This window comes from Streptomyces sp. NPDC101166, from assembly GCF_044768125.1.
GTDB lineage: Bacteria > Actinomycetota > Actinomycetes > Streptomycetales > Streptomycetaceae > Streptomyces.
On sequence record NZ_JBIWPF010000018.1, the window covers coordinates 115732 to 136895 of the forward strand.

At 68.4% G+C, this 21164-nt stretch carries 19 protein-coding genes and 7 pseudogenes; 14 read left to right on the forward strand and 12 right to left on the reverse strand.

The genetic code is table 11. The features are described 5' to 3' along the window. Positions 1-100: 100 nt before the first annotated feature. Entirely contained in the window at positions 101-1237 is a 1137-nt protein-coding gene (locus tag ACIRS4_RS28515) for an amidohydrolase family protein (protein ID WP_404201425.1), read from the reverse strand. A gap of 664 nt (positions 1238-1901) precedes the next feature. Between ACIRS4_RS28515 and ACIRS4_RS28520 the strand changes: the two are divergent. Then, positions 1902-2021: pseudogene (locus tag ACIRS4_RS28520) on the forward strand (transposase); the annotation flags it as partial. Positions 2022-2186: 165 nt separating this feature from the next. Here the strand turns inward: ACIRS4_RS28520 and ACIRS4_RS28525 are convergent. Next, positions 2187-2542 (reverse strand): annotated as a pseudogene (locus ACIRS4_RS28525) (transposase); the annotation flags it as partial. Positions 2543-2593: 51 nt separating this feature from the next. Between ACIRS4_RS28525 and ACIRS4_RS28530 the strand changes: the two are divergent. Then, a pseudogene (locus tag ACIRS4_RS28530) lies at positions 2594-3753 on the forward strand (IS5 family transposase); the annotation flags it as partial. Positions 3754-3985: 232 nt separating this feature from the next. On the opposite strand, the gene ACIRS4_RS28535 reads toward ACIRS4_RS28530, so the two are convergent. The 3 genes from ACIRS4_RS28535 to ACIRS4_RS28545 all read right to left on the reverse strand — a co-directional run bounded on the left by ACIRS4_RS28535 (position 3986) and on the right by ACIRS4_RS28545 (position 8255). Further along, a complete protein-coding gene (locus tag ACIRS4_RS28535) occupies positions 3986-4432 on the reverse strand; it encodes a hypothetical protein (protein ID WP_404201427.1) in 447 nt (148 codons plus the stop codon). An 806-nt stretch (positions 4433-5238) separates the two neighbouring features. Beyond that, positions 5239-7548 (reverse strand): FtsX-like permease family protein, encoded by a 2310-nt coding sequence (locus tag ACIRS4_RS28540; RefSeq protein WP_404201429.1) that lies wholly within the window; start codon positions 7546-7548, stop codon positions 5239-5241. After that, entirely contained in the window at positions 7545-8255 is a 711-nt protein-coding gene (locus ACIRS4_RS28545; RefSeq protein WP_404201431.1) for an ABC transporter ATP-binding protein, read from the reverse strand. The genes ACIRS4_RS28540 and ACIRS4_RS28545 overlap by 4 nt, the downstream gene beginning before the upstream one ends. A 205-nt stretch (positions 8256-8460) precedes the next feature. Between ACIRS4_RS28545 and ACIRS4_RS28550 the strand changes: the two genes are divergently transcribed. Both ACIRS4_RS28550 and ACIRS4_RS28555 read left to right on the forward strand, forming a co-directional pair. Further along, positions 8461-9234, forward strand: a complete 774-nt coding sequence (locus tag ACIRS4_RS28550) for a sensor histidine kinase (protein WP_404201433.1) — start codon at positions 8461-8463, stop codon at positions 9232-9234. Further along, the gene (locus ACIRS4_RS28555) at positions 9231-9947 is read left to right on the forward strand and encodes a response regulator (RefSeq protein WP_404201435.1); all 717 of its coding nucleotides are present in this window, start codon (positions 9231-9233) and stop codon (positions 9945-9947) included. The genes ACIRS4_RS28550 and ACIRS4_RS28555 overlap by 4 nt, the downstream gene beginning before the upstream one ends. A gap of 43 nt (positions 9948-9990) precedes the next feature. On the opposite strand, the gene ACIRS4_RS28560 is transcribed toward ACIRS4_RS28555, so the two are convergent. Together ACIRS4_RS28560 and ACIRS4_RS28565 are read right to left on the reverse strand one after the other, a co-directional pair. Then, positions 9991-10539, reverse strand: a complete 549-nt coding sequence (locus ACIRS4_RS28560; RefSeq protein WP_404201437.1) for a Tn3 family transposase — start codon at positions 10537-10539, stop codon at positions 9991-9993. Next, positions 10502-11011 (reverse strand): annotated as a pseudogene (locus ACIRS4_RS28565) (Tn3 family transposase); the annotation flags it as partial. The pseudogene ACIRS4_RS28565 and the gene ACIRS4_RS28560, both read right to left, overlap by 38 nt. Before the next feature lie 117 nt (positions 11012-11128). Here ACIRS4_RS28565 and ACIRS4_RS28570 point away from each other — a divergent pair. The 5 genes and pseudogenes from ACIRS4_RS28570 to ACIRS4_RS28590 all read left to right on the forward strand — a co-directional run bounded on the left by ACIRS4_RS28570 (position 11129) and on the right by ACIRS4_RS28590 (position 13251). Further along, entirely contained in the window at positions 11129-11272 is a 144-nt protein-coding gene (locus tag ACIRS4_RS28570; RefSeq protein ID WP_404201439.1) for a hypothetical protein, read from the forward strand. 114 nt (positions 11273-11386) lie between these two features. Then, a pseudogene (locus ACIRS4_RS28575) lies at positions 11387-11899 on the forward strand (YihY/virulence factor BrkB family protein); the annotation flags it as partial. Positions 11900-11953: 54 nt separating this feature from the next. After that, on the forward strand, positions 11954-12508 hold the full coding sequence (locus ACIRS4_RS28580; protein ID WP_404201441.1) for a phosphatase PAP2 family protein: 555 nt from the start codon (positions 11954-11956) through the stop codon (positions 12506-12508). An 84-nt stretch (positions 12509-12592) separates the two neighbouring features. Further along, positions 12593-12850: a hypothetical protein gene (locus ACIRS4_RS28585; protein WP_404201470.1), complete on the forward strand. Its 258-nt coding sequence runs from the start codon at positions 12593-12595 to the stop codon at positions 12848-12850. After that, positions 12799-13251 carry a hypothetical protein gene (locus ACIRS4_RS28590; RefSeq protein WP_404201443.1) on the forward strand — a complete coding sequence of 151 codons (453 nt, stop codon included), beginning with the start codon at positions 12799-12801 and terminating at the stop codon, positions 13249-13251. Before ACIRS4_RS28585 ends, ACIRS4_RS28590 begins: the two co-directional genes overlap by 52 nt. Here the strand turns inward: ACIRS4_RS28590 and ACIRS4_RS28595 are convergent. Further along, positions 13196-13696 carry a GNAT family N-acetyltransferase gene (locus ACIRS4_RS28595; RefSeq protein WP_404201445.1) on the reverse strand — a complete coding sequence of 167 codons (501 nt, stop codon included), beginning with the start codon at positions 13694-13696 and terminating at the stop codon, positions 13196-13198. The genes ACIRS4_RS28590 and ACIRS4_RS28595 overlap by 56 nt on opposite strands. A gap of 414 nt (positions 13697-14110) precedes the next feature. Between ACIRS4_RS28595 and ACIRS4_RS28600 the strand changes: the two genes are divergently transcribed. Further along, a protein-coding gene (locus tag ACIRS4_RS28600; RefSeq protein WP_404201472.1) for an IS5 family transposase occupies positions 14111-14970 on the forward strand; the annotation gives its coding sequence in 2 pieces (ribosomal slippage) (positions 14111-14464 and positions 14467-14970; 858 coding nt in all). 9 nt (positions 14971-14979) lie between these two features. Beyond that, positions 14980-15285: pseudogene (locus tag ACIRS4_RS28605) on the forward strand (response regulator transcription factor); the annotation flags it as partial. A 316-nt stretch (positions 15286-15601) separates the two neighbouring features. On the opposite strand, the pseudogene ACIRS4_RS28610 reads toward ACIRS4_RS28605, so the two are convergent. Next, positions 15602-15791 (reverse strand): annotated as a pseudogene (locus tag ACIRS4_RS28610) (histidine kinase); the annotation flags it as partial. Positions 15792-16018: 227 nt separating this feature from the next. On the opposite strand from ACIRS4_RS28610, the gene ACIRS4_RS28615 reads away from it, so the two are divergent. Continuing rightward, complete coding sequence (locus ACIRS4_RS28615) at positions 16019-16822, forward strand: alpha/beta fold hydrolase (protein WP_404201447.1); 804 nt, start codon at positions 16019-16021, stop codon at positions 16820-16822. Between the two features lie 115 nt (positions 16823-16937). Next, positions 16938-17516 (forward strand): aminotransferase class I/II-fold pyridoxal phosphate-dependent enzyme, encoded by a 579-nt coding sequence (locus ACIRS4_RS28620; RefSeq protein ID WP_404201449.1) that lies wholly within the window; start codon positions 16938-16940, stop codon positions 17514-17516. 660 nt (positions 17517-18176) lie between these two features. Here the strand turns inward: ACIRS4_RS28620 and ACIRS4_RS28625 are convergent. Genes ACIRS4_RS28625 through ACIRS4_RS28635 form a run of 3 tightly spaced genes read right to left on the reverse strand, consistent with a single transcriptional unit; the run spans position 18177 to position 20094 of the window. Then, positions 18177-18779: an RraA family protein gene (locus ACIRS4_RS28625; protein ID WP_404201451.1), complete on the reverse strand. Its 603-nt coding sequence runs from the start codon at positions 18777-18779 to the stop codon at positions 18177-18179. Further along, positions 18776-19432, reverse strand: coding sequence for an RraA family protein (locus ACIRS4_RS28630; protein WP_404201453.1), 657 nt, complete (start codon positions 19430-19432; stop codon positions 18776-18778). Before ACIRS4_RS28630 ends, ACIRS4_RS28625 begins: the two co-directional genes overlap by 4 nt. Further along, positions 19432-20094 (reverse strand): RraA family protein, encoded by a 663-nt coding sequence (locus ACIRS4_RS28635; RefSeq protein WP_404201455.1) that lies wholly within the window; start codon positions 20092-20094, stop codon positions 19432-19434. The genes ACIRS4_RS28630 and ACIRS4_RS28635 overlap by 1 nt, the downstream gene beginning before the upstream one ends. Before the next feature lie 74 nt (positions 20095-20168). Between ACIRS4_RS28635 and ACIRS4_RS28640 the strand changes: the two genes are divergently transcribed. After that, positions 20169-21074: a LysR family transcriptional regulator gene (locus tag ACIRS4_RS28640; RefSeq protein WP_404201457.1), complete on the forward strand. Its 906-nt coding sequence runs from the start codon at positions 20169-20171 to the stop codon at positions 21072-21074. The last annotated feature ends 90 nt before the right edge of the window (positions 21075-21164 follow it).

Consider the following 21164-nt stretch of genomic DNA (forward strand, 5'->3'; position numbering starts at 1 on the left):
CGGTATGAGACCGTGTTATGGGGAAGCCGCGCATCGCATACTTCGGCCGTACTCTCGCCTTACAGCAGAGCATTCTTTCACTCCGGCGGACGCTGGCGTATCACTTCACGGGCACTTTCATTCTGAACAGTTTCTCCGCATTTCGGAATGCGATCTTTTCCTTGTCTTCGCGTGGCAGATCGACTCCGCGGAACCAGTCGGTCTGCTCCTTTATGTCCGCGAACGGGTAGTCGGTTGCGAACATCACTCGATCCACGCTTATGTACTTCAGAAGGAGATCGAGCAGTTCGGTCTGAGGGAATGCGCTGGTTGTGACCCAGAAGTTGTCCTGGAAGTATTGCCCGATGGGCTTCTCGAGCGAGTCTTTGGTCGGCTCGCCCATGTCATTGACGATCCGCTCGTAGTAGAAGGGAAGGCCTTCGCCCATGTGGCCGATGATGATTTTCAGCTTGGGGAATCTGTCGAAAACCCCGTACGTGATCATCCGAATGCATTGGGTCAGCACCTCCTGGTGCCAGCCATATCCAGACCCGCTGAAAATGTAGTCTTGGTGCTCTTCCGTGTATTTAGACCGCGTGGTGCTGTAGTAGATCTTGAAGACCTCGTCAGCTGGATAGCCGGGATGCAGGTAGATCGGCACATCGAGAGCAACGGCACGTGCCAGCACAGGCTCGAAATCGGGGTGATCGAGATACTTCTTCGCGATGTGTCCGTTGGTCAGTGCGCCCAGGAAGCCATCTTCCCGAACCGAGCGTTCCAGTTCGTCCGCCGCCGCCTCCGGGCTCTGCAAGGGCAAGGTGGCGAAAGCCTTGAAGCGGTTCGGATATTTGGCGATCGGCCCGTCTACAAGTTGCCGGTTAAGGCGATAGGCAAGGTCGATGCCCCTCTGTCCAGGGACATTTTGTACGGAGGGTGTATGCGCAGAGAGGATTTGAACGTTGAGTCCCCCCGCATCCATATCGCCGATGCGGCGTTGGCCCAGATCCGAAAGACCAATTTCCTCAAGGAACGCTATGTGATCCTGATTGATGGAGTTCAACTTCAACAACGTGGGAGTCGAAAAGGTCTCCTCCGCGCCGATGAAGGGCAGGTCCTGGTCCCGCCGTAAAATGTCCGAAGTCTTGTCCGAAGTCTCGTTCTCGCTCGTTTCCGAGAGAATGGCGTGCGTGGACAAGCCGGCACCAATGCCAAGTGCCGTGCTGGCGGCGAGAAAGCCGCGGCGTCCCATGGGCTTCATGTCAGTCCCTCTCTTCAGGCGTTTGTGTGGTGAGGTATCCGTACGGCATCCGTCTGCGAGATGCTTCAGGGGGTCTTCGCGTCCTGCTCGCGCACCGCGGCAGCGCTCAGGTCGAGGAACCGCTCGCCGGTGCGCAGCGGCTGTGCTGGAGCTGACGACCGCCCGCGTGCGCGCTGTGCGGGCCGGCCGCGGCGGGCCCGCACTGTTGTCGGCGTGTGACCCCGCATGCGGCGACAGGGAACGCTGTCGCCAGCGCCCTGGTGGCCACCCCGAACCTCCGCAGTGGACTATCAAGTTCCGGCATGGCCCCAACGCTAGGCCCGATTCCGTTCTGTTTCGTCATACTGCGGTCGTCATCCCTCGGGAGACAGGCGGTACGACGTTACTCCGACGGGAGTACTCTCCGGAGCGCCGTTCGACACCCGCACGAGAATCAAGGCCCGTCGAAACTGGGCCCGAAGTACAGAGATGGGCCGGGCCGCGCTTTCCCCGATGGTGCTGCGTCGACTGCCATCACCAGCCTTCTGCATACGGGTTGCATCGCTTATCCGCATGCCTACTTCCGACCGAGCGAACCTGAGGCGAACGTTGAAGAGCTGCTCACGCGCTCTGCTCAATGATCAGTTGTGGGAGCTTCTCGAGCCGTTGCTTCCGCCTTGGCCCGATGAAGGCGCCCGGTCCGCGGCCGGTGCCGGATCGGCAGTGCCTGCAGGGCATCTTGTACGTGCTGCATACCGGGATCGGCTGGGAAGACCTTCCGCAGGAACTCGGCTTCAGGTCAGGCATGACGTGCTGGCGGCGGATCAAACGGTGGATCAACGCCGGGGTGTTCGACGATCTGCATCGGATCCTGCTTGCCCAGCTGAACGCGGCAAACGAGATCGACCGGTCCCGGGCGGTGATCGACGGCAGCCACATCGACACGAAAAAGGGGCGCCCATACCTTGAGTTCGCCCTCATTTCCAGCCCCCACGTGAGCGGAGTCGAGGACCACGCGCGAGACGTCGATGAGGCCGGCGCCATCGAGGCGGTGCAGCAACGCCTCGTGCGGCCGGCCCCACACCCCGGTCCGCGACCAGATCAGGAACCGGCGGTGCGCGGTCGACTTCGATATCCCGAAACACGGCGGCAGACCCCGCCAGGCACAACCGCTGACCAGCACGTAGATGATCGCCACGAACAGCGTCTCATCAGGCGTGTCCTGCGTTCCGCCGCGCTGTGGCCGCACCTTCGACGGTGGGATCAGCGACTCGGCAATCTCCCACAGCCCGTCCGGAACAATTCAACCCACGTTCCCCGCCCCATGAACAACCCAGCGAGCGATCACCACATAGGACACCGTAGCTGGTCGCACCGTTGCTGCCGTCGTTCAACTCCCGTCCGCAGGGCGGTGGGACCGCTCCGTGTGACGAGCGGGCCGTGTTCACGGCGGTCGTGTATGTGCTGACCAGCGGGTGCGCCTGGCGGCATCTGCCGGAGACGTTCGGCGTCTCGCCCGCGACCGCGCATCGCCGGTTCACCGCGTGGACCCGGGCGGAACTGCGGCGTCGGCTCCACCGGGCGTCCTGGACGAACTCGGTGCGCGGGGCGAGGTGGACTGGGCGGCCTCGGCGATCGTCGATGTCGCCTCGGTCCGGGCCAAAGGGGGGCACGCTGACCGGGCCGAACCCGGTCGATCGCGGCAAGAAGGGCAGCAAGCTGCATGTGCTGTCCGAGGCCCAGGGCATCCCGCCGGCCGTCGCGGTGTCCGGTGCGAACACCCACGACAGCCTGGCTCTGAAGCCGCTGATCCGCGGTATACCCGCCGTCCGCTCCCGCCGCGGGCCGCGACGGCGTCGGCCCGTCAAACTCCGCGCGGACAAAGCGTATTTCTCCGCCGAACACCTCACCTGGCTGCGCGAGCGAGGGCTCGTCCCCCGCATCGCGCGTCCCGGGATCGAATCGAGCGAGCGGCTCGGCCGGCACCGCTGGAAGACCGAGCGGTCGATCTGGCTGTTCGGCTTCCGCCGGCTCACCGTCCGGTACGAGCGAAAGGTCCCCGACGTACCGGCCGAGGAGGTCGCCGACGCTGTCGGTGACCTGATCACCGAAGGCAAGGTGCGGTACTTCGGCCTGAGTGACGTCGGCCCGCATTACATCCGCGGCGCCCACGCCGTCACCCCGGTCACAGCCCTTCAGTACGAGTACTCGATCTTCGAACGCGAGGTAGAGGACGAGATCCTGCCGGTCCTGCGGGAGTTGGGGATCGGCCTGGTGCCGTACTCGCCGCTCGGCCGCGGCTTCCTCTCCGGCGTGGTCAAGCCCGCCGACGAGTATCCCGAGGACGACATGCGCCGCTGGGACGATTGCTGGCAGGGCGAGAACTGCGCCTACCACCTGACCGCCGCCGAGCAGCTCCGAAAGCTCGCCGCCACCAAGGGCATCCCCCTGCCCAGCTCGCCCTGGCATGGCTGCTCGCCCAGGACGAGGACGTCGTCCCGATCCCGGGCACCCGCAGCGCCACTCGTCTGGAGGAGAACGTCGGCGCCACCGACGTAGAACTCACCGAGGCCGACCTGGCCCGTATCCGGGAGGTCCTGCCCCAGGGCTCCGCAGGCAGCCGCTACCCGGCCTCGGTGATGGCCGGCTTCCGCACCGACTGACGGGTATTCCGAGTTCAGCGGTCCCGGGCAAGCAAGACCGCCGACAAGATCCTCGACAAAGTAGCCGCCTGCTGCCGACGAGTCTCCGACTCAGGTCACCAGCCCCTCAGTGGTTGTCGAACGGGGAGACGATGATCTCGGAGTTGACCGACAGCAGCGTGTTTCCTGCCCTGTCGAAACTGACCAGGCGGGCATACGCCCTGCCGTTCACGTGCAGCTCGGCGAGATATCGAGCAGTACCAACCGTCCCGTTGGCGCAGGGGACGTTGTTCACGGAATGAACCGCCGTGCCGTCGGGGTCGACGACGTCGACCCGGAGTGTGGCGCAGTTGCCGGGGAATGCCTGGATGTGGCCCAGGCCGAGGAATTCCTGTGGTCCCAGGCCGACCCGGTCCACACAGACGTCGCCCCTGAATCCACTCTGATCGAATGACGTGCATTTCCTGAACGGTGGCTCCCAGGCGGCCTGGGCCGGGCCGCCGACTGCGGTGATCGTGCCAACGGTAGCGGTCGCCATGACGACCGCCGCGGAAATGGCGTTGCGGATTCTCATTGGTGCCCCCTCACACGACAAGTGAACCTTCAAAAGCGCCGTCCACCAGGGGAAACCAGCTCTCCCCGACGGAGCGGCGATTCGCTACGGTAGCCGACCGGCTCCGGGACCTCGGCGTCCGCAGTTGAACAGTTCCTCCGGCAATCAATGCACCAGGGTGAACTCGCGCGGGGGCAAGCGCAGCGCGATACCGTCACGTTCGACCGTCCTCTGGGCAGCCAGGTGATCCGAAGGAAACGCCCCTGATGGGACTCCACTACGTTCTGTCTCTTGGTCAGCGTCGTGCCCGGATGAGGATGGCGGCGAGGTGGGGTGCGGCCTGCGAGGCGATGAAGAGTTCGTCGGTTCGTGTGGCCAGGCCGCGCCGCTGCTCGAGGCGGTTGATGCACCGCCCCTGATTCGCTCAGGCCACGCGAGCGGACTCACTCCCTCCGTTCCGCTTCGCGCTGCTGGCCTTCTTGATGCGGGAGGGGCGGACAGGGGCACCACCCGGGCGCGCGGCAACCTGAGCGCGCCCCGGGCCCCGAGTTCGGTCACCGGTTCGATCGCATACTCGTCCCCGCCCTCCGGCTCCGCCGCAGTAAATCCGGCATCTGCTGCGGCATCACCCCGACGATCCATCAGGCGCCGGAAGTCCGATGAGCAGACCTCGCGGAGATCGGCCAGTCGGATCGAAGGCGACGCGCTGATCGCCCGGTTCTGGGCGCGGCGGGCCGCGTGGCTTGACTCGCCACTGACAGACCGCACGCGTGACCGGGCCGCTTCCTGCGCTGACCCCGATCCAGAGGCTGGTGCTGACGGGTGATCTACTCGGTGTGCAGCACCGAGGCGATGGTCATCCGGGCCGCCGACCGGGCCGGGACCAGGGCACCGAGGACGGCGATCGCCACACCCGCCAGGAGCATCGTGGCCAGCTGCGGCGCGTGCCACACGTCCTTCATATACGCGGGGAAGGCGACCACTCCGACGTTGTCCACGACGAGGCGGTGCGCCACGATCCCGAGCGGGATGCCGAGCAGCCCGCCGACCGCGCCCAGCCCGGCGACCGAGGTCACCGTCATCACCACCACCTGTCGGGGGGTCATCCCGATCGACTTGAGCATGCCCAGGTCCCGGCGCCGCTCGCGAGTGTTCAGCAGGACGGTGTTGAAGACACCGAGCGACGCGACGAGGGTCAGCAGCACCGTGAACACCGTAGAGAAGGTGACGACGGTGGTGGTGCCGACGTTCGCCGAGTCCGCCACCGACGCGCGCAGGCCTGGGTCGAGCGCCTCGACCGCCTCGGCGTAGGCGCGAGCGTCAGCGCCGGGGGCGAGCCGTACCGTGTACTCGGTGGCGTGGACGTCCGGTGCGAGTTGGGCGAAGGTCTGCCAGGTGGCCTCCAAGGCCCGGGCGTTGCCCTCGACGAGCTGACCCACGACGGTCGCGGAGACCTGCTTGCCGTTCAGCTCCAGGGTGACCCGGTCACCTACCTTCAGCCCGCGCTGGGTCAGGAACGACGGCCCGGCCACGATCTCGCCCGCCGCGGCCGGCGCACGGCCCTTGACGATCATGTGGGCGTACGAGGAATCGTCCCCGCGGTAGAAGTCGGCGAAGACGGGCTGGGTCTGCCCGGTCATGTTCGCCTGGGCCAGCGCGCGGGCCCGCACCCCCGCCGCACCCGGGAGGGAGCGCAGCCGTTCCTCGATCTGCGGGTCACTGAGCCGGGGAGGCGTCCGGTCGTTGCCCGGCCCTCCCGTCTCCACCTGGATCCTGGCACCTCCGTCTTCCCGCCCGAGGTTGCCGAACGCCAGCATGGTGCTGGTCAGTCCGGTCGACAGGGTCACCGTGGTGACCCCGAGGACGATGGCCGCCATGGTCAGCAGCGTGCGGGCCGGCCGGGCGAACGGCTGGCCCAGGCCCAGACTGACCGGGCGCGGCAGCCGGGTGGCGCCGAGCACCCGCTGGACGCGCAGCCCGCGCCCGGTCCGCGGCGCGCCGCCCGCGCTGATCGCCTGCGCAGCGGGTAGCCGGTGGGCTCGCAGGGCGGGGACCAGCGCGGCCAGCAGGACGAGGGCGGGAATGCCCACCAGGCAGACAACGGACACCCACGGGCCGATGTCGCCGACCGAGGCCCTGCCCACATCGATGCCGGTGAACGCGACCTTCAGGATCGGCCCGGCCAGCATGTTGCCCAGCAGGGTGCCCAGGACGCAGCCCACGACGGCCGGTACGGAGAGCATCGTCAGGTAGACGGCGACGACCTGATTCGGGGTGAAGCCCAGGGCCTTCAGCACCCCGATATGCCGATACCCGGAGACGACCGCCCCGCTGACCACGTTGCCGACGATCAGGGTGGAAACCAGCAGACCGAGGATGCCGAAGAGCGTCATGAACGGGAGATAGGAGTCGGCGAGGGCAGAGAAGGCCTGTTTGAGGGCGAGGTAGGTCTGCGCGCCGGTCAGCGATTCCTTGGGCAGTCCCGCGGTGGCCTCGGCCAGCCCAGCGCTCAGTTGGGCCTCCGTCGAGGAGTCCGTGAAGCGGTAGAGCATCTGGGCGGAGGACGGGTGCAGTGTGGCCATCTGCTCGGGCGAGACCCAGGCGCTCGCCGACTTGCTCATGCTGGCGGCGAATCCGACGACGGTCAGCGTCGGTCCTCCGGGGTTCTCCAGTTTGGTGCCCAGCAGCTCCGGGCCGGGGGAGCCCTGGACGGACCAGTTGACGACGATCTCGCCGGGCGCGGTGGCCCAGTGGCCTTCCAGCAGCTCGATCCGGTCCACGGGGCCCGCTGGATCGGCCCGGCCGACCACTGTGAGGGTGCCGCCCGCCGTCCAGAGCCAGTCTTGGGGGATGTCGACGACAGCCTGCCCGAAGGGCCCGGCTGCGGCCTCCACCCCAGGCTGCCGGGCGGTCCGCGCCAGCTGCTCCTGCGAGACCTGCGTGGTGTCGAAAGTCGCCACTGTATGGGCCCCGCGCTGTTCGGCGTAGGCCTTGTCGAAGGGTCCCGAGGCGGCGGCCAGCAGCCCCAGCGCGAGCAGGACGGTCGTGGTGGCGCAGAGGACGACGAGCCCGATGACGAAGGTCTGGAGCCGGCGGCGCTTGACGGCCGCGCGTGAGGCTCTCCATACGGCGCTCACGCGGTCGCCTCCAGCGCGCTTTCGCGGGCAACCCGGCCGTCGGCGACTTCGATCAGCCGGCTGGCGCAGCGGGTGGCCAGCTGCGGGTCATGGGTGACGATCAACAGGGTCTGGCCGATCTGGTTGAGGTCGATCAGCAGGTCCATCACCTGTTCCCCGGAGCGGCTGTCGAGGGCGCCCGTCGGTTCGTCGGCCAGCAGCAGCGCGGGACGGTTCATCAGGGCCCGGGCCACGGCGACCCGTTGCCGCTCGCCGCCGCTGAGCGTCGCCGGATAGTTGTTCCGGCGTTCGGCGACACCGAGTTCGTCGAGGAGCTCCAGAGCACGGCGGCGCGCCTGCCGGGCCGGGGTGCCAGTCAGCTGCGCGGCCAGCGCCACATTGTCCAGGGCGGGCAGATCGTCGATGAGGTTGAAGAACTGGAAGATCATGCCGACGTTCCGCCGCCGGAACAGCGCCAAGCCGGTCTCGTTCAGTTTCCCGAGGTCATGACCCTGCACCTCGACCGTGCCCGAGGTCGGCCGGTCCAGGCCGGCCACCATGTTGAGCAAGGTGGACTTGCCGCAGCCGGAAGGGCCCATCACGGCGACCGCGTCCCCCGCCCTGATCTCCAGCGACAGGCCGTCCAACGCCTTCGCGTCGCCGTATTCCTTGTGCACGCCATCCAGCCGCACCACCACTTGCGGGGCACTACCGTGATCAGTTGTCATGGCTCGAAACTTAGGACGGAGCCCGCGGAGGGGGCGTCACCCCCCGGGTGTATCCGTCCGGGCAGGTCATCCCAGGGATGTACGGAGCTGCATCCGGGGGCTGATGTGGGGCGCGTCGTGCAGCTGCGAAGATGATCCGGTGTGGGGATCTGGGACGATCTGGCTGGTCATCGCCCTGGCGGTGGCAGTTGGCGCTGCTGGGTGTTTGTGCGTAGCGGTAGTTCGGGCGCGGCGGCTGCACCAAGCGGCCGTCGAGGAGCGCGGCTGGCTGCTGGAGCGGGAGCGCGAGAGCGCGACGCGGACCGCGGTCGACGCCGAGCGGGCCAGGATCGCGGCCGAGCTCCACGACATCGTCAGCCACAACGTGAGCCTCATGGTGGTCCAGGCCGGGGCCGCCCGCGAGGTGCTGGCCACGATGCCCGAGGAGGCCGCGGCGGCGATGAGCGCCGTCGAGACCGCCGGGCGGAACACGATGACCGAGCTGCGGCACCTGCTCGGCCTGCTCGCACCCGCGCAGAACGGCGACGACGAGCCCTACGGGATGGCCTTGTCACCGCAGCCGAGCTTGAGCCGACTCAGCCCGCTGATCGACCGGATCGCCTTTGCCGGCCTGCCAGTGGAGATGCGCATCTCGGGTGAGCCGCGCCCGCTGCCGACCGGGATCGATGTCACCGCCTACCGGATCATCCAGGAGGCCCTGACCAATGCCCTCAAACACGGGGACGGGGCGAAAGCCGAGGTGACGGTGCGATACGCGGACCACTACCTGCGAGTCGAGGTGCTGAACAGCGGACCGAGCATCCTGTCGGGCAGCCGGCCCGCGCGGAAAGAGCCGGTTCCGGGCCAGGCGGACGGAACGGGACGCGGGCTGCTCGGCCTGCGGGAGCGGGTCACCGTCTACGGCGGCGACCTGGACGCCCGCCGCCGCCTCGGCGGCGGCTACCGCGTCCGCGCCCGGATCCCGCTGGACCGGCCATGACGACGCGCACCGAGCCCGCCCCTCGCGTCGTGATCGCCGACGACCAGGAACTGGTCCGCACCGGCTTCCGCCTGATCCTGACCGCCCGCGGCATCGACGTGGTGGGCGAGGCCGGCGACGGAGCCGAGGCCGTTGCCGCCGTGCGGAGGCTGCGGCCCGACGTCGTACTGATGGACATCCGGATGCCCGCCATGGACGGCCTGGAAGCCGCCCGCCGCATACTCGCGCAGGCTCCGGACTGCCGGGTGATCATGTTGACCACCTTCGACCTCGACCACTACGTCTACGCCGCCCTCGCCGCCGGAGCCAGCGGATTCCTGCTCAAGGACGTCACCCCCGCGCATCTGGCCGCCGCCGTACGCCTGGTCGACACCGGTGACGCCCTACTCGCACCCTCGATCACCCGCCGCCTGGTGGAGCGCTTCGCCCCCAGAACCGGTTCGGGCCTCGCAACCCCGGCCGTCCACCGAGACCTGACTGCGCTGACGCCGCGCGAGCGCGAGGTGTTGACGCTCATGGGCCGGGGTCTTTCCAATACCGAACTGGCGCAGGCACTGACGCTCAGTGAAGCGACAGTGAAGACCCACGTGGCCCGGATCTTCGCCAAACTGACCCTGCGCGACCGAGCCCAGGCCGTCGTCCTCGCCTACGAAACAGGACTCGTCTCACCGGGCGAGTCCGCTGACACCGCCGAGCCGTGGGGGCGAAATTGAGCGTCGCGCGGTGCCCCGAGGGGAAGCGCGCGGTCGGCGGTGGCTACGACGCTGCGGTGGTGGCTTCGGCGGAGCGTGGATGCGGCACGCTGACCGGCAGTCCCAGGTCGAGCCGCTTGTCCATGTCGAGCCGGAAGGTGCCGTACGGGTTGATGTTCGACCAGAACAGCGCGGTCAGTCCGCGCCGGTCCTCATCGTTCAGCTTCTTCGCCCATGCCGGTTCGGCCAGGATCTGCTGCACCAGCAGGGTGTTGACGTGCACGAGCGCGGACTGGAGCAGGTGCAGCGCGAGCATCGACGTTTCGGTGTGCTCCTTGTCCGGCCCGGTCAGAGCGCCGCCCTTGCCGTAGTGGAGCACGGTGTACGCGCTGTTCCAGTTCTCCACGATCTGGAGCCCGCCGTGGATCTCGCGGCGCAGACCGGGGTTGCTGAGGCAGTCGCAGGCGAAGATCGTGCGTACCGCGCGGCCGAGTTCTTCGAGGGCGGCGTAGGTGGGGGTGCTTGGGGCCGCCGCGGGTGAAGCGCCGCATGACCCGCTCGGCCTCGGCGGTGCCCAGACGGAGCGCGGTGGCGTACTTGACCATCTGGTCATACTGCTGCTCGATCAGGTCGCAGCGGATCGGCCTGGTGAGGGAGCTGCCGAGCGCCGGCCAGCCGGGCGGGCTGTCGTAGGGGCGGTACAGGCGGATGCTGCCGATGTTCTTCAGCCTCGGCAGCAGACGGAAGTTCAGCAGCTCGGTGAACGCGAACCCGACAACCGAGGCGCCGTGCGTGTCGGCGTAGCTGGACTCGATCTCGGCATTCGTGCAGTGCCGCAGCAGGCCCTCGATCATCGCCGCAACCTCGGATGACGAACAGTTCTTGAGCTGGGAATAGATGCAGACGTTCTTCCGCTCGACGTGCCAGTAGATCATCACGCCGTTGCCGCCGTAGCGGGCGTGGTACTCGGTCATGAAGTTCGAGGACCAAGACCCGAACTTCTTCGAGTCCGAGGCGCAGGCATTGCCGCGGCCCCACCATTCGGTGTCACGGGCGGCGAAGGTAGCGTTCACCAGCTTCGTCACGGCGGCCCGGAGGTTGTCGACCGTGATGCAGTGCCGGCGGACGTGCCGTAGCGCGGCCTAGCTCTCGCCGTGCTCGCCGGTCGCCCGGATGCCCATGTTCGTGCCCAGCCCGAAGCTGTGGGCCAAGCCACCCAGTCCAACGCCTTCGACAAGCTGCGTGCTGTGCTCTTCGACGCGCACCGGCTCGGGCTCTACAGCGACAACCCGTTGGACGGCGTCAAACCGCCGCAGTACGACCCTGCGCGCGCGGTGATCAGCTAACTCACCCGGAGCCGTTCCACCTCCCCCAACCTCATACCGAGAAGATGCCCACCACCAGCCGAGATCACCAAGGTAACGAAGTTCCCGTCGAAGGCCTCAACGGAACCCGGCCGGCTGGCTGTGGTCAGTGCGCTGATCGTGGTGTTCACCGGCAGCCTGGCACGTCAGGCAGGTACCGCTGCGGGCATCGGGGACACGGCGCTCACGGTGTGGTCGATCGCCAAGTGGCCCGTTCTCGTGGTCCTGGTCACCGTCATGATCGCGATCCTGTATTGGGCGAACCCGACCCCGAACCCGAACGCGAAGGTGAAGGGCTTCAGGCGGATCACTCCGGGCAGCTTCCTCGCCCTGGTCATCTGGATGGTCGCCTCCGCCGCCTTCGCTTTCTACGTCGCGAACTTCGCCTCCTACAACAAGACGTACGGCACGATGGCCGGCGTCATCGTCTTCCTCCTCTGGCTGTGGATCACCAACCTGGCCGTTCTGCTGGGGCTGGAGTTCGACGCCGAGACCGTACGTCAGCGGCCCGTCGCGGGCGGCCACCCGGCCCACTCGGAGCCGTACACCCCGCCCCGCGACACCCGGAAGTGGGACGAGGAGGACCGGCGTCGCCTGGACGGTATGTGACCCGTCACCTGCGATCTTGGGCGTGGATCGGTGGCCTCGGGATACCTGCCTCCTATGAGGCTTCTGGTGAGATTGCGTGACGCTGATCGGTCGCTGACCAAAGACGTGGCCTCCCGCATCCCGCCCGGCGTCGGCACGGTGCTCTCAGCGGTGGAGGAGACCGCCGAGAGCACGAAACTGTGGTGTGGCGCCGCTGCCGCCATGGCGTGGCTGGGCGGGTGGCGCGGCCGTAAGGCAGCGGGGACCGGACTGGGCGCCCTGGTGATGGCGCAGCTGATCTCGAACGGCCTGTGCAAGCAGCTGGCCGACCGGCCCCGGCCACCGAAGGAGTGGTTCCCCCACCACGAGGTCGAGGACCGCCCCGACTCCTCCTCCTTCCCCTCCGGACACACCGCCGCCGCAGTGGCATTCACCGCCGCTGTCGCGCCCACATGGCCGGCCGCCGGAGCAGCGTGCGCCGTACCCGCCGCCATGCTGGCACTCGAGCGCGTGCAAAGTGGCGCCCACTACCCAAGTGACGTAGCTGCCGGCGCCGCCATCGGCCTGGCCAGCGCCTGGCTCACCCGGCACGCCCCACGCTTGATCCGGCAGCACTGGCTCCTGGGCTGAGGGGAGCGGCCGCAGCTCCACGATCAAGGTCCGAAAACCTCGACCCGACACGGAGCGTGCGGGTCCTGCCGGGTCCGGACCGGCATTCCCTGGCGGGCCGTCCTCGAGGAGTCTGGGCCGTGGGGCCGGGTGTACGACCTGTACCGCCGTTGGCAGCGAAACAGCACCTGGCAGCGGATCGTCACCCAACTGCAGGGCCGGGCTGACACGAAGGACCTGATCACCTGGGATGTCACCCGACCACCAAGCTGCACCTGGCCGTCGAGCAGGGCCAGAAGCCCAAGTCGATCGTGGTCACGGCCGGACAGCGCTGCGACTTCCCGCAGTTCGAGGTCGTCCTGAGCCGCATCCGGGTCCCCCGGCTGGGGCCGGGCAGGTCGCGTGTTCGCCCCGACCGGGTCCGCGCCGACAAAGCGTACGCCTCCCGCAAGAACCGAGCCTGCCTACGCCGATGCGGTATCCGCTGCACCACCCCCGACAAGGCCGGCGAGGCCTGTAACCGCAAGAAACGCGACTCCCGCGACGGCCGGCCGCCGAAGTTCGACCCGGCGGACTACAAGGCGCGGCATGCAGTGGAGCGGCTCAACGCCTCAAAACACCGCGCCGTGGCGACGCGCTATGACAAGCGCGCGGTCCGCTACGAGGTGACCGTCCTCGTAGCGGCCATCAGTGAATGGCGGGGACCACTCACACGGCTCGTTCCATACAGACCAGCTGCTCCCGCTCGTCCCACGACTCGGTGACGGCGAATCCGAGCCGCTCGTACAGGGCGATCGCGCCAGCCCGCCACTTCCACACCGACAGTCGCACCGCGCTGACGCCGCTTTCCGCAGCATGTGCGAGCGCGGCGCCGACCAGGCTGGACGCGATGCCCCGCCCCCGGAACGCCGGGTCCGTCCAGAGTCTTTTGAACTCGGACCGTCCGTCGACAGAGGCGGTCACCACCAGGCAGCCCACCGCGGTGTCCCCGCTCAACGCCAGCAGTACGACATCGTCAACGAAAACGGCCTGTGGATCCGCGATCTCTATCCGGTAGCGGTCCGGCAACCCGTCCACACCGGCGACGGCCTCACCCTTCTCGGCCTGCGTCTGCAGATGGTAGGCCGCCAGCAGATCTGCCAGCCCATCCTGGACGAAAGGGGCCTGCCCTGGCCAGCGGACGATGGCAACCTCGCGTTGATCAGTCATGACGCGAGCATCGCATGACACATGCCAAGGCCAGAACGAGCATCTTGATCCACTTTCGGTACACGCCCTAGAGGTGCTGTCCCGGGGCGTTGGTGACACGCGGGCTGGGTGCTTGAACAGGTGAGGGCCTTCTGAGTTCGGTGTGGATTGCGACTTCGACAACCGGTACTCAGGATGCTCTCGTGTCTCACCGTGATGCCCCGCTGACTCGGGCCAGCAGGCTGCGTCTGGCCCGCGGTCTCTCGTGGACGACGCTGGCCGTTGCGGCGGGCCGCGGAACGCTTTCGGGACCAGATACGCCTACGACTTCTGGAACTTCGCAGCCAGGACAGCCTCGATCCCCTCCGGTTCCGCATACCAGAACAACTAGGGTCCGTCTTCAAAGATCGCCGGGTGGTGGATCATGGTGGGGTGATACGTCGCCATGAACTCACCGACCAGGAGTGGGAGTTACTCGCTCCTCTCATACCACGGGCCGCGACAGGCCGTCCGCGCGTGGAGGATCGGCAGGTCGTCAACGGGATGGTCTACAAGATCCGCACCGGGATCTCCTGGCGCGACCTGCCGGAACGCTACGGGCCGTGGCAGACGGTCTACACCCGCTTCCGCCGCTACGCCCTGGACGGCGTGTTCACCCGAGCTCTCCAGCAGATCCAGGCCCGCGCGGACGCGGCCGGCGACATCGACTGGCTCGTCCAGATCGACTCCACCATCGTCCGCGCCCACCAGCACGCCGCCGCGACGGGGCCAAAAGGGGGATCCACCGGCCCGACGAACCGGACGATCACGCCCTCGGCCGATCCAGAGGAGGCCTGACCACCAAAATCCACCTCGCCTGCGACGGCCGCGGCCGACCCCTCGCCATCCTGCTGACACCCGGCCAACGCCACGACAGCATCTGCGCCCGCCCCCTCCTGGAACGGATCCGGGTCCCGCGGGCCGGCCTTGGACGTCCCCGGTGCAGGCCCGACCGGGTCATCGCGGACAGGGCCTACAGCTCACGCGGCTTCCGCGCCTACCTGCGCAAACGCGGCATCGCACAAACCATTCCCGAGAAGACCGACCAGCAGCGACACCGCCACAACCGCGGCCATCGCGGAGGCCGGCCACCGGCATTCGACCGGCAGATCTATCGCCGCCGCAACGTAGTTGAGCGCTGCTTCAACCGCCTCAAGGGCTTCCGAGGCATCGCCACCAGATACGACAAGACCGCCACCTCCTACGAAGCAGCGGTCAGTCTCGCGTCATTCCTACTCTGGGCAAGATCCGTTTGAAGACGGACCCTAGTAGGGACATTGGCGGCTGACGGTGTCGTGATGTCGCCGAAGGCGTCCCGTGCCGCGTGGCAGAGCCATCCGGGGGCTGCCACGGTCGACGACGAGGAGGCCGCCCGCGTCGGACGACTCACCGAGCGTGGGCGTGCGGTGCTCGTGCTGATCGCGGAGGGGTTGTCCAACGCCGACATCGGCGGCCGCCTCCACCTCAGCGCGGGCACCGTCAGGGACCACGTCAGTGCAATCCTCACCGAACTGCGCGTCACCAGCCGGGTGCAGGCCGCCCTGCTCGCCCAGCGGGCCGGCTGCTCGACGAAGTCCGCCAGAGGCGGACGGAGCCAGGGCGGTGACCGCGCCGCGAGCGTGGTGGGCGCGCATCTCGGATCCGGTCGTCGACGCCGTGGTCGTCGCGATCGCGGCCGCGGACGTCTGGCTCAACCTCTGGGACGACTCCCCCCTTCGCTGTGGCCGTGGCCGCGGTGGCCTGTACCGCGCTGGCGCTTCCCGCTCGCCGTGTTCGTCTGCACCTCCCGGCGACCCTGATGCAGGACATGGTGTTCGCTCTGTTCGCGGCCCTGTTCACGCTGGCTGAACGCTCCTGCGACCGCCGGCTGCTCACCATGGGCGCGCTGTTGTTCGCCCCCGGCCTGGACCGCAATCAGGCTGACCTGGTGGGAGACGACATCATGCATCTCGCGGGCGAGCTGGGCGCGATCGCGGGCCAGGACGGCCTGGGAGTCCAGCAGCCGTTCGTGCTCGCGTGCCTCCTCGATCTCCACGAGACGACGACCCAGGTCCCGGCGGGCCTGCAGGAGTTGGCCCCTGGGCAGTGATTTCGACGCCGGCCCTGACGAGTTCGGCGATGATGGCCGCGTGGTACCGGCGCCGCGCCCGGCAGCACACCGAGCCCAGCCGTCGCTCCCGTGGCCCAGGACAAGGTGACCTCCTGACGAGTCCAGGCGCACAGGCTCATCAAGAGGCAATCCATATCGTTGGAAGTCAGAGTCAGACTTTGAGTCTATGGAAAAGGTCTGGTGGACTCGATGTCATGGCAGTGATGAAGGAGCGCCTCGGTCTGCGGGTCGACGGTGTGAAACTGAGTGTCGCCGCGAGTCGCCGGGGCGGAACCGGCACCCCTGTCGTCTTCCTGCACGGTTTCGGCTCCACCAAGGAGGACTACGCAGACGTCGCGATCCACCCCGCGTTCGCCGGGCGGCCCTTCCTCGCCTACGACGCTCCGGGCTGCGGGGAGACGGCTTGCGAGGACCTGTCGCGGCTCTCGATCCCGTTCCTGGTACGGACCGCCCAGTTGGTACTCGAACAGGCTGGGATCCCGCGGTTCCACCTGGTCGGGCACTCCATGGGCGGCCTGACCGGACTGATGCTGGCCCACCAGGAGCCCGACCGCGTCCTCAGCTTCGTCGACATCGAGGGCAACGTGGCCCCGGAGGACTGCTTCCTGAGCCGGCAGATCCTCACCCACCCCTCGGACGATGCCGAACACTTCCTGTCCGACTTCACCGAACGGGCCCGCCGCGCACCGCAGTTCGCCAGCGCCCTGTACGCGGCGAGCGTGCGCCACAAGGTCCGGGCCGGTGCGGTGCGCGGGATCTTCGAGTCGATGGTCGACCTGTCCGACCACGGCGACCTGATGACGATGTTCCTGTCGCTGCCCTTTCCCCGCATGTTCCTGTACGGCGAGCAGAACTCCTCCCTGTCGTACCTGACGAAACTGGCCGCGAACGGCGTCGAGTTGGCCGAGATCCCGCGCAGTGGCCACTGGCCGATGTACTCCAACCCCGTCGCGATGTGGGACCGGATCGCCGATTTCCACGCCCGCGCGCAGCGCTGACGAACCCCGAAGGCAGCCGATGATTCCCTTCCGGCCGTCCCAGGCCATCTCCCGCGTTCAGTAGTCCTCCCTCCGGCCGGCCCTCGCACCGCCGCCCGGGACCGTGTCCCTGGCCATGGGAGAACCCGACTTCGCCACCCCGGAACCCATCGCCGATGCCCTGCGTCAGGCGATCCGGGACGGCCACACCCACTACGGCGACCTCAACGGCGATCCCGAACTGCGCGCACTCATCGCCGCCCAGGCGAGCCGCCTCTCGCCAGAGCCGTACTCCGAACGCGACGTCCTGATCGGCCACGGCGGCTCGGCGGCCATCACGGCGATGATGCTGGCCGTCGTGGACCCGGGGGACCGCGTGGTCATCCCCGAGCCCACCTATTCGCTCTACCCCGACGCCGTACGCCTGGCCGGCGGCGAACCGGTGCACGTCCCCATGACCGCGAGCCACCACCTGGACTTCGGCGCGCTGCCCGGCGCGCGCATGGTCGTCCTGTCCAACCCGTCCAACCCGACCCCGCGGTGCTGCCGTCCGAGGACCTGGCACGGCTCGGTGAACTCCTCGACGGCACCGACACGCTCGTCCTCGTCGACGAGGCGTACGCCGACCTCGTCTAAGACGGCATGCACTCGGCATCGCCTCCCTGCGCGACCGTCTCATCCACTGCAACACCCTCTCCAAGACCTACGCCCATGACTGGCTGGCGCATCGGCTACGCGATCGCACCCGCCGACGTCACCGCCGCGATCCGCCACGTCCACCGCACCTCAAAGGCTCGGTCAACGCGGCCGTGCAGCGCGCCGCTCTCACGGCCCTGACGCTGGGATCCGAACTCGCCTCGCCCATGCTCAGGGCGTACCAGGAGCGCCGCGACTTCGTGGCGAAGCGACTGGCCGCCACCGACCTGCTCCGCGGCAACGAGCCCGAGGGCGCCTTCTACGCGTTCGCCCGCTACGACACCGACCTTCCGTCGACGGCCATGGCGCGTTACCTGCTCCGGGAGGCGTCGCCGTACGCGCCGGCGGAGAGTTCGGCCCCAGCGGGCACCGGCACATCCGGCTATCCTTCGCCGCCGGCCTCGACACCCTCGACGAGGGCATCACCTGCATCGCCACGGCACTCGAACGACTCCGGGCCGAGGGAGTCCCCTCGGCCCACGCATAGCCGCTGTCGACTCCGCCCGGTTCATACGCGCCGTTGCCTGGGCGGGAACAGCCCCGGCCGCCCCACCCCTTCGCGGCTGGGGCCTTACGCATGCCTGCCAGAAGCAAGAAGAGGGCGCGGTGCGCTGCCGCCGGAGCCTGGTCGGTTCCAGCAGCAGCACACCGCGCCCGGTCGCGGCTGATCTCCGTCAGCTCATCCGGTCGGCAAGCTGTAGTACTCCAGGGTCGTCATGCCCGTACAGATGGCTTCGAGGGCCCGCTGCTCGGCCGCCACACGGGCGTCGGCCCCTTCGAGGGTCTCCTCCACGGCCTCGGCGGGGACGACCACCACGCCGTCCGCGTCGCCGACCACGAGGTCATCGGGCTGTACGACGACATCCGCCACGCGGACAGGAACGGTGAACCGGCCGAGGTGGACCTTGCCGGTGCCGATGACGGTGACGTGCCGGGCGAAGACGGGAAAGTCCAGCTCCGCCTGTTCGGCCGTGTCCCGTACCCCGCCGTCCACGACCAGGCCGAGAATGCCTCGCTGCTGGGCGGCGACCGCGAGGATCTCGCCCCAGTGGCCGTGCCGGGCGCCCTGAAGGTCGACGACGAGGATGCTGCCGGCTGGAGCCTCGGCCACCGCCCGGTGCAAGGCGAGGTTGTCGCCGCCCACACCCTGAACGGTGAACGCCGGACCGGCCACGCGGGCTCCCGGCCAGGCGGCGCGCAGGGCGGGATCACAGGCCTGGGCCGCCCCGGAGGACGCCTCGTAGAGGGTGGCGGTGCTGTGTCCGCGGGCCGCATCCGTCATGCCCGGCTCCTAGTCTGAAGAGTGTGGTAGCCGAACTCCGCGCGGGCCTCGCGCAGGGTGCTGCCGGCGCGTGCAGCGGCGACGATGTCCGTCTCGACGCGTTCGATGACTTCAGCGCTCTCGGCGATGCGCTCGGCCCGGGTGGCGGGGACGGCGACCACGCCGTCGGCGTCGGCGCACACCACCGCACCGGGACGGATCTCGATTCCACTCACGTTCACCGGCTCGCCGACGGCCACGAGCCGCACGCGGTCCTTTCCGGTGCGCATGAACCGGCCGCGACTGAAGAGCGGGTAGTTCTGTGCGAGGGACGCCGACACGTCGCGGCAGACACCGTTGATCACGGTGCCGGCGATGCCGCGATGGGCTGCGATCTCGGTCATGATGCCGCCCCAGACGGTGACATCGGTACGGCCGTCGTTGTCGACGACGATGACAGCGCCCGGCGGTACGTCGTCGAGGAAGTCACCGACCGTGCCTTTGCCCGCCTCGTCAACGGGTGTGTAGCGGACGGTGAAAGCCGGGCCGACCGCGCGGAATTCGTTGGACAGAGGGGACAGGCCGTGCAGGGCACCCTTGATCCCGACCCGGTCGAGGGCATCGGAGATCGCGGCAGTCGGCAGCGCGCGGAGCCGCGCGACGCAGTCGCTCATCACTGTGCCTCCGTTCCGGCCAGACGGGCGTCCCGCATCGCTTGCGGCAGCGGGACTCCGGCCCTTACCTCGGCCTCGATGGAGGCTTCCTGGTCCGCGAGCCGTTGGGCCTCCCGGAGCACTTCGGCTGCGCGCTCGCGCGGGACGACCACGACACCGCCCCTGTCCGCCAGCACCACATCGCCGGGGTGGACGGTCACCTCACCCAGCGAGACCGGCACGCCGGACGACTTCTGCCGCAGCCGACCGCGCGCGGTCACCGGCACCTGGGCGCGGGCGAACACAGGGAATCCGAGCTCGCATGCTTGTTCGACGTCCCGGCAGGCGCCGTCCGTGACCACACCGCGGACGCCGCGCACCGAGGCGCCAACGCTGACGATCCCGCCCCACGAGGACACGTCTGTACGGCCGCCGTTCGCGACCACGACGACGTCATCAGGACCGGCCTCCGCGACCGCACTCGTGAGGATGTGCGCCCCTCCGTGCTCACCGGCCATGGGCTCGAGTTCGATGGTCCGCGCGAACCCGGTCATCTTGGGCGTGCCCCACATCGGAGGCAGACCGCCCTGTCCGGGAGGGAGCCCGCAGGCGTCGAGAGCGTCGGACACCGTGGCGCTGTCCAGTACCGCGAACCGGGCCAACAGGGAAGTTTCAACTGTCATGCCGTTCAGTCAAACAACCCAGACCCATACACTGAAGGTCTGATTTCCTCTCCCTTTGATATGCGGAGCATTCGATGATCGAGGTCCGCCAGGCCCGCTACTTCCTCGCCGTCGCGGAGACGCTCCACTTCGGCCGGGCGGCGGAACAGCTGCGCATGTCGCAGCCGCCGTTGAGTCAGGCGATCCTCCAGCTGGAGCGCCAGCTGGATGTGCGGCTGTTCGACCGCAGTGAACGAAGGGTGCGGTTGACGGAGACCGGCCGGGCGTTCGCCGAGGAGTGCCGCAAGCTGGTGGCGGCCGCCCGGCACGCTCACGAAGTGGCGGCCCAGGCCGAGGCCGGGCTGGTGGGTACGTTGAGAATCGGCGTGGTGACCTCGGCGCTGAGCGAGCCGCTGCTGGGTACGCTGTCCGCCTTCCGCAAGGCCCGGCCCCGTGTCGACCTGCACCTCACGGAGGTCGACACGGGAGAGGGGCAGGAGGCGGTCGCCCGGCACGAGATCGACATCGCCGTGATCCGGCCGAGCGCACCGGTGCGCGGTCTGCGGGTGCGGCCCTGGCGGCACGACCAGTTCGTGATCGCGCTGCCGGAAGGTCATCCGCTGGCCGGGGACGCCGCGGATCCGGTAGACCTCGCACGGTTCGCGGACGAGCCCTGGGTGTGGTTGCGCCGCGAGGCTTCCCCCGACTACCACGACCAACTCATGGCGACCTGCCGCAGAGCCGGGTTTATTCCCGACGCGCGCCACGTCGCCAACTCCATCCTGACCCAACTGGCGATGGTGGCCTGCGGCCTCGGCGTCACCCTGGTGCCCAACGTGGCGGTCCGGTCGATCCCGGGCCCCCTCGCCTACCGGCCCCTCACCGATTCCGCCGACATCGTGAAACTGTCCCTCGTCTCCCGGGACGGCACACACGAGCCACTGGTGGAGGAGTTCCTGCGCCACGCGGCGGCAGACCGGCAGGAGACGGACCAGGCCTAGGAGTTGTCTTCAAAAGTCACGCCCACATCAGGAGCGAGGCGAGGGTGACAGCTGCCTGGTAGGACTCGGCGGTCTTGTCGTAGCGGGTCG

What these genes read in the sequence shown, in the direction of transcription:
- ACIRS4_RS28555 (WP_404201435.1), top strand. Translation starts at nt 9,231, where the DNA reads ATGACGACGCGCACCGAGCCCGCCCCTCGCGTCGTGATCGCCGACGAC.
- ACIRS4_RS28640 (WP_404201457.1), top strand. Translation starts at nt 20,169, where the DNA reads ATGATCGAGGTCCGCCAGGCCCGCTACTTCCTCGCCGTCGCGGAGACG.
- ACIRS4_RS28615 (WP_404201447.1), top strand. Translation starts at nt 16,019, where the DNA reads ATGGCAGTGATGAAGGAGCGCCTCGGTCTGCGGGTCGACGGTGTGAAA.
- ACIRS4_RS28625 (WP_404201451.1), bottom strand. Translation starts at nt 18,779, where the DNA reads ATGACGGATGCGGCCCGCGGACACAGCACCGCCACCCTCTACGAGGCG.
- ACIRS4_RS28515 (WP_404201425.1), bottom strand. Translation starts at nt 1,237, where the DNA reads ATGAAGCCCATGGGACGCCGCGGCTTTCTCGCCGCCAGCACGGCACTT.
- ACIRS4_RS28535 (WP_404201427.1), bottom strand. Translation starts at nt 4,432, where the DNA reads ATGAGAATCCGCAACGCCATTTCCGCGGCGGTCGTCATGGCGACCGCT.
- ACIRS4_RS28545 (WP_404201431.1), bottom strand. Translation starts at nt 8,255, where the DNA reads ATGACAACTGATCACGGTAGTGCCCCGCAAGTGGTGGTGCGGCTGGAT.
- ACIRS4_RS28635 (WP_404201455.1), bottom strand. Translation starts at nt 20,094, where the DNA reads ATGACAGTTGAAACTTCCCTGTTGGCCCGGTTCGCGGTACTGGACAGC.
- ACIRS4_RS28620 (WP_404201449.1), top strand. Translation starts at nt 16,938, where the DNA reads ATGGGAGAACCCGACTTCGCCACCCCGGAACCCATCGCCGATGCCCTG.
- ACIRS4_RS28595 (WP_404201445.1), bottom strand. Translation starts at nt 13,696, where the DNA reads ATGACTGATCAACGCGAGGTTGCCATCGTCCGCTGGCCAGGGCAGGCC.
- ACIRS4_RS28630 (WP_404201453.1), bottom strand. Translation starts at nt 19,432, where the DNA reads ATGAGCGACTGCGTCGCGCGGCTCCGCGCGCTGCCGACTGCCGCGATC.
- ACIRS4_RS28580 (WP_404201441.1), top strand. Translation starts at nt 11,954, where the DNA reads ATGAGGCTTCTGGTGAGATTGCGTGACGCTGATCGGTCGCTGACCAAA.
- ACIRS4_RS28560 (WP_404201437.1), bottom strand. Translation starts at nt 10,539, where the DNA reads ATGACCAGATGGTCAAGTACGCCACCGCGCTCCGTCTGGGCACCGCCG.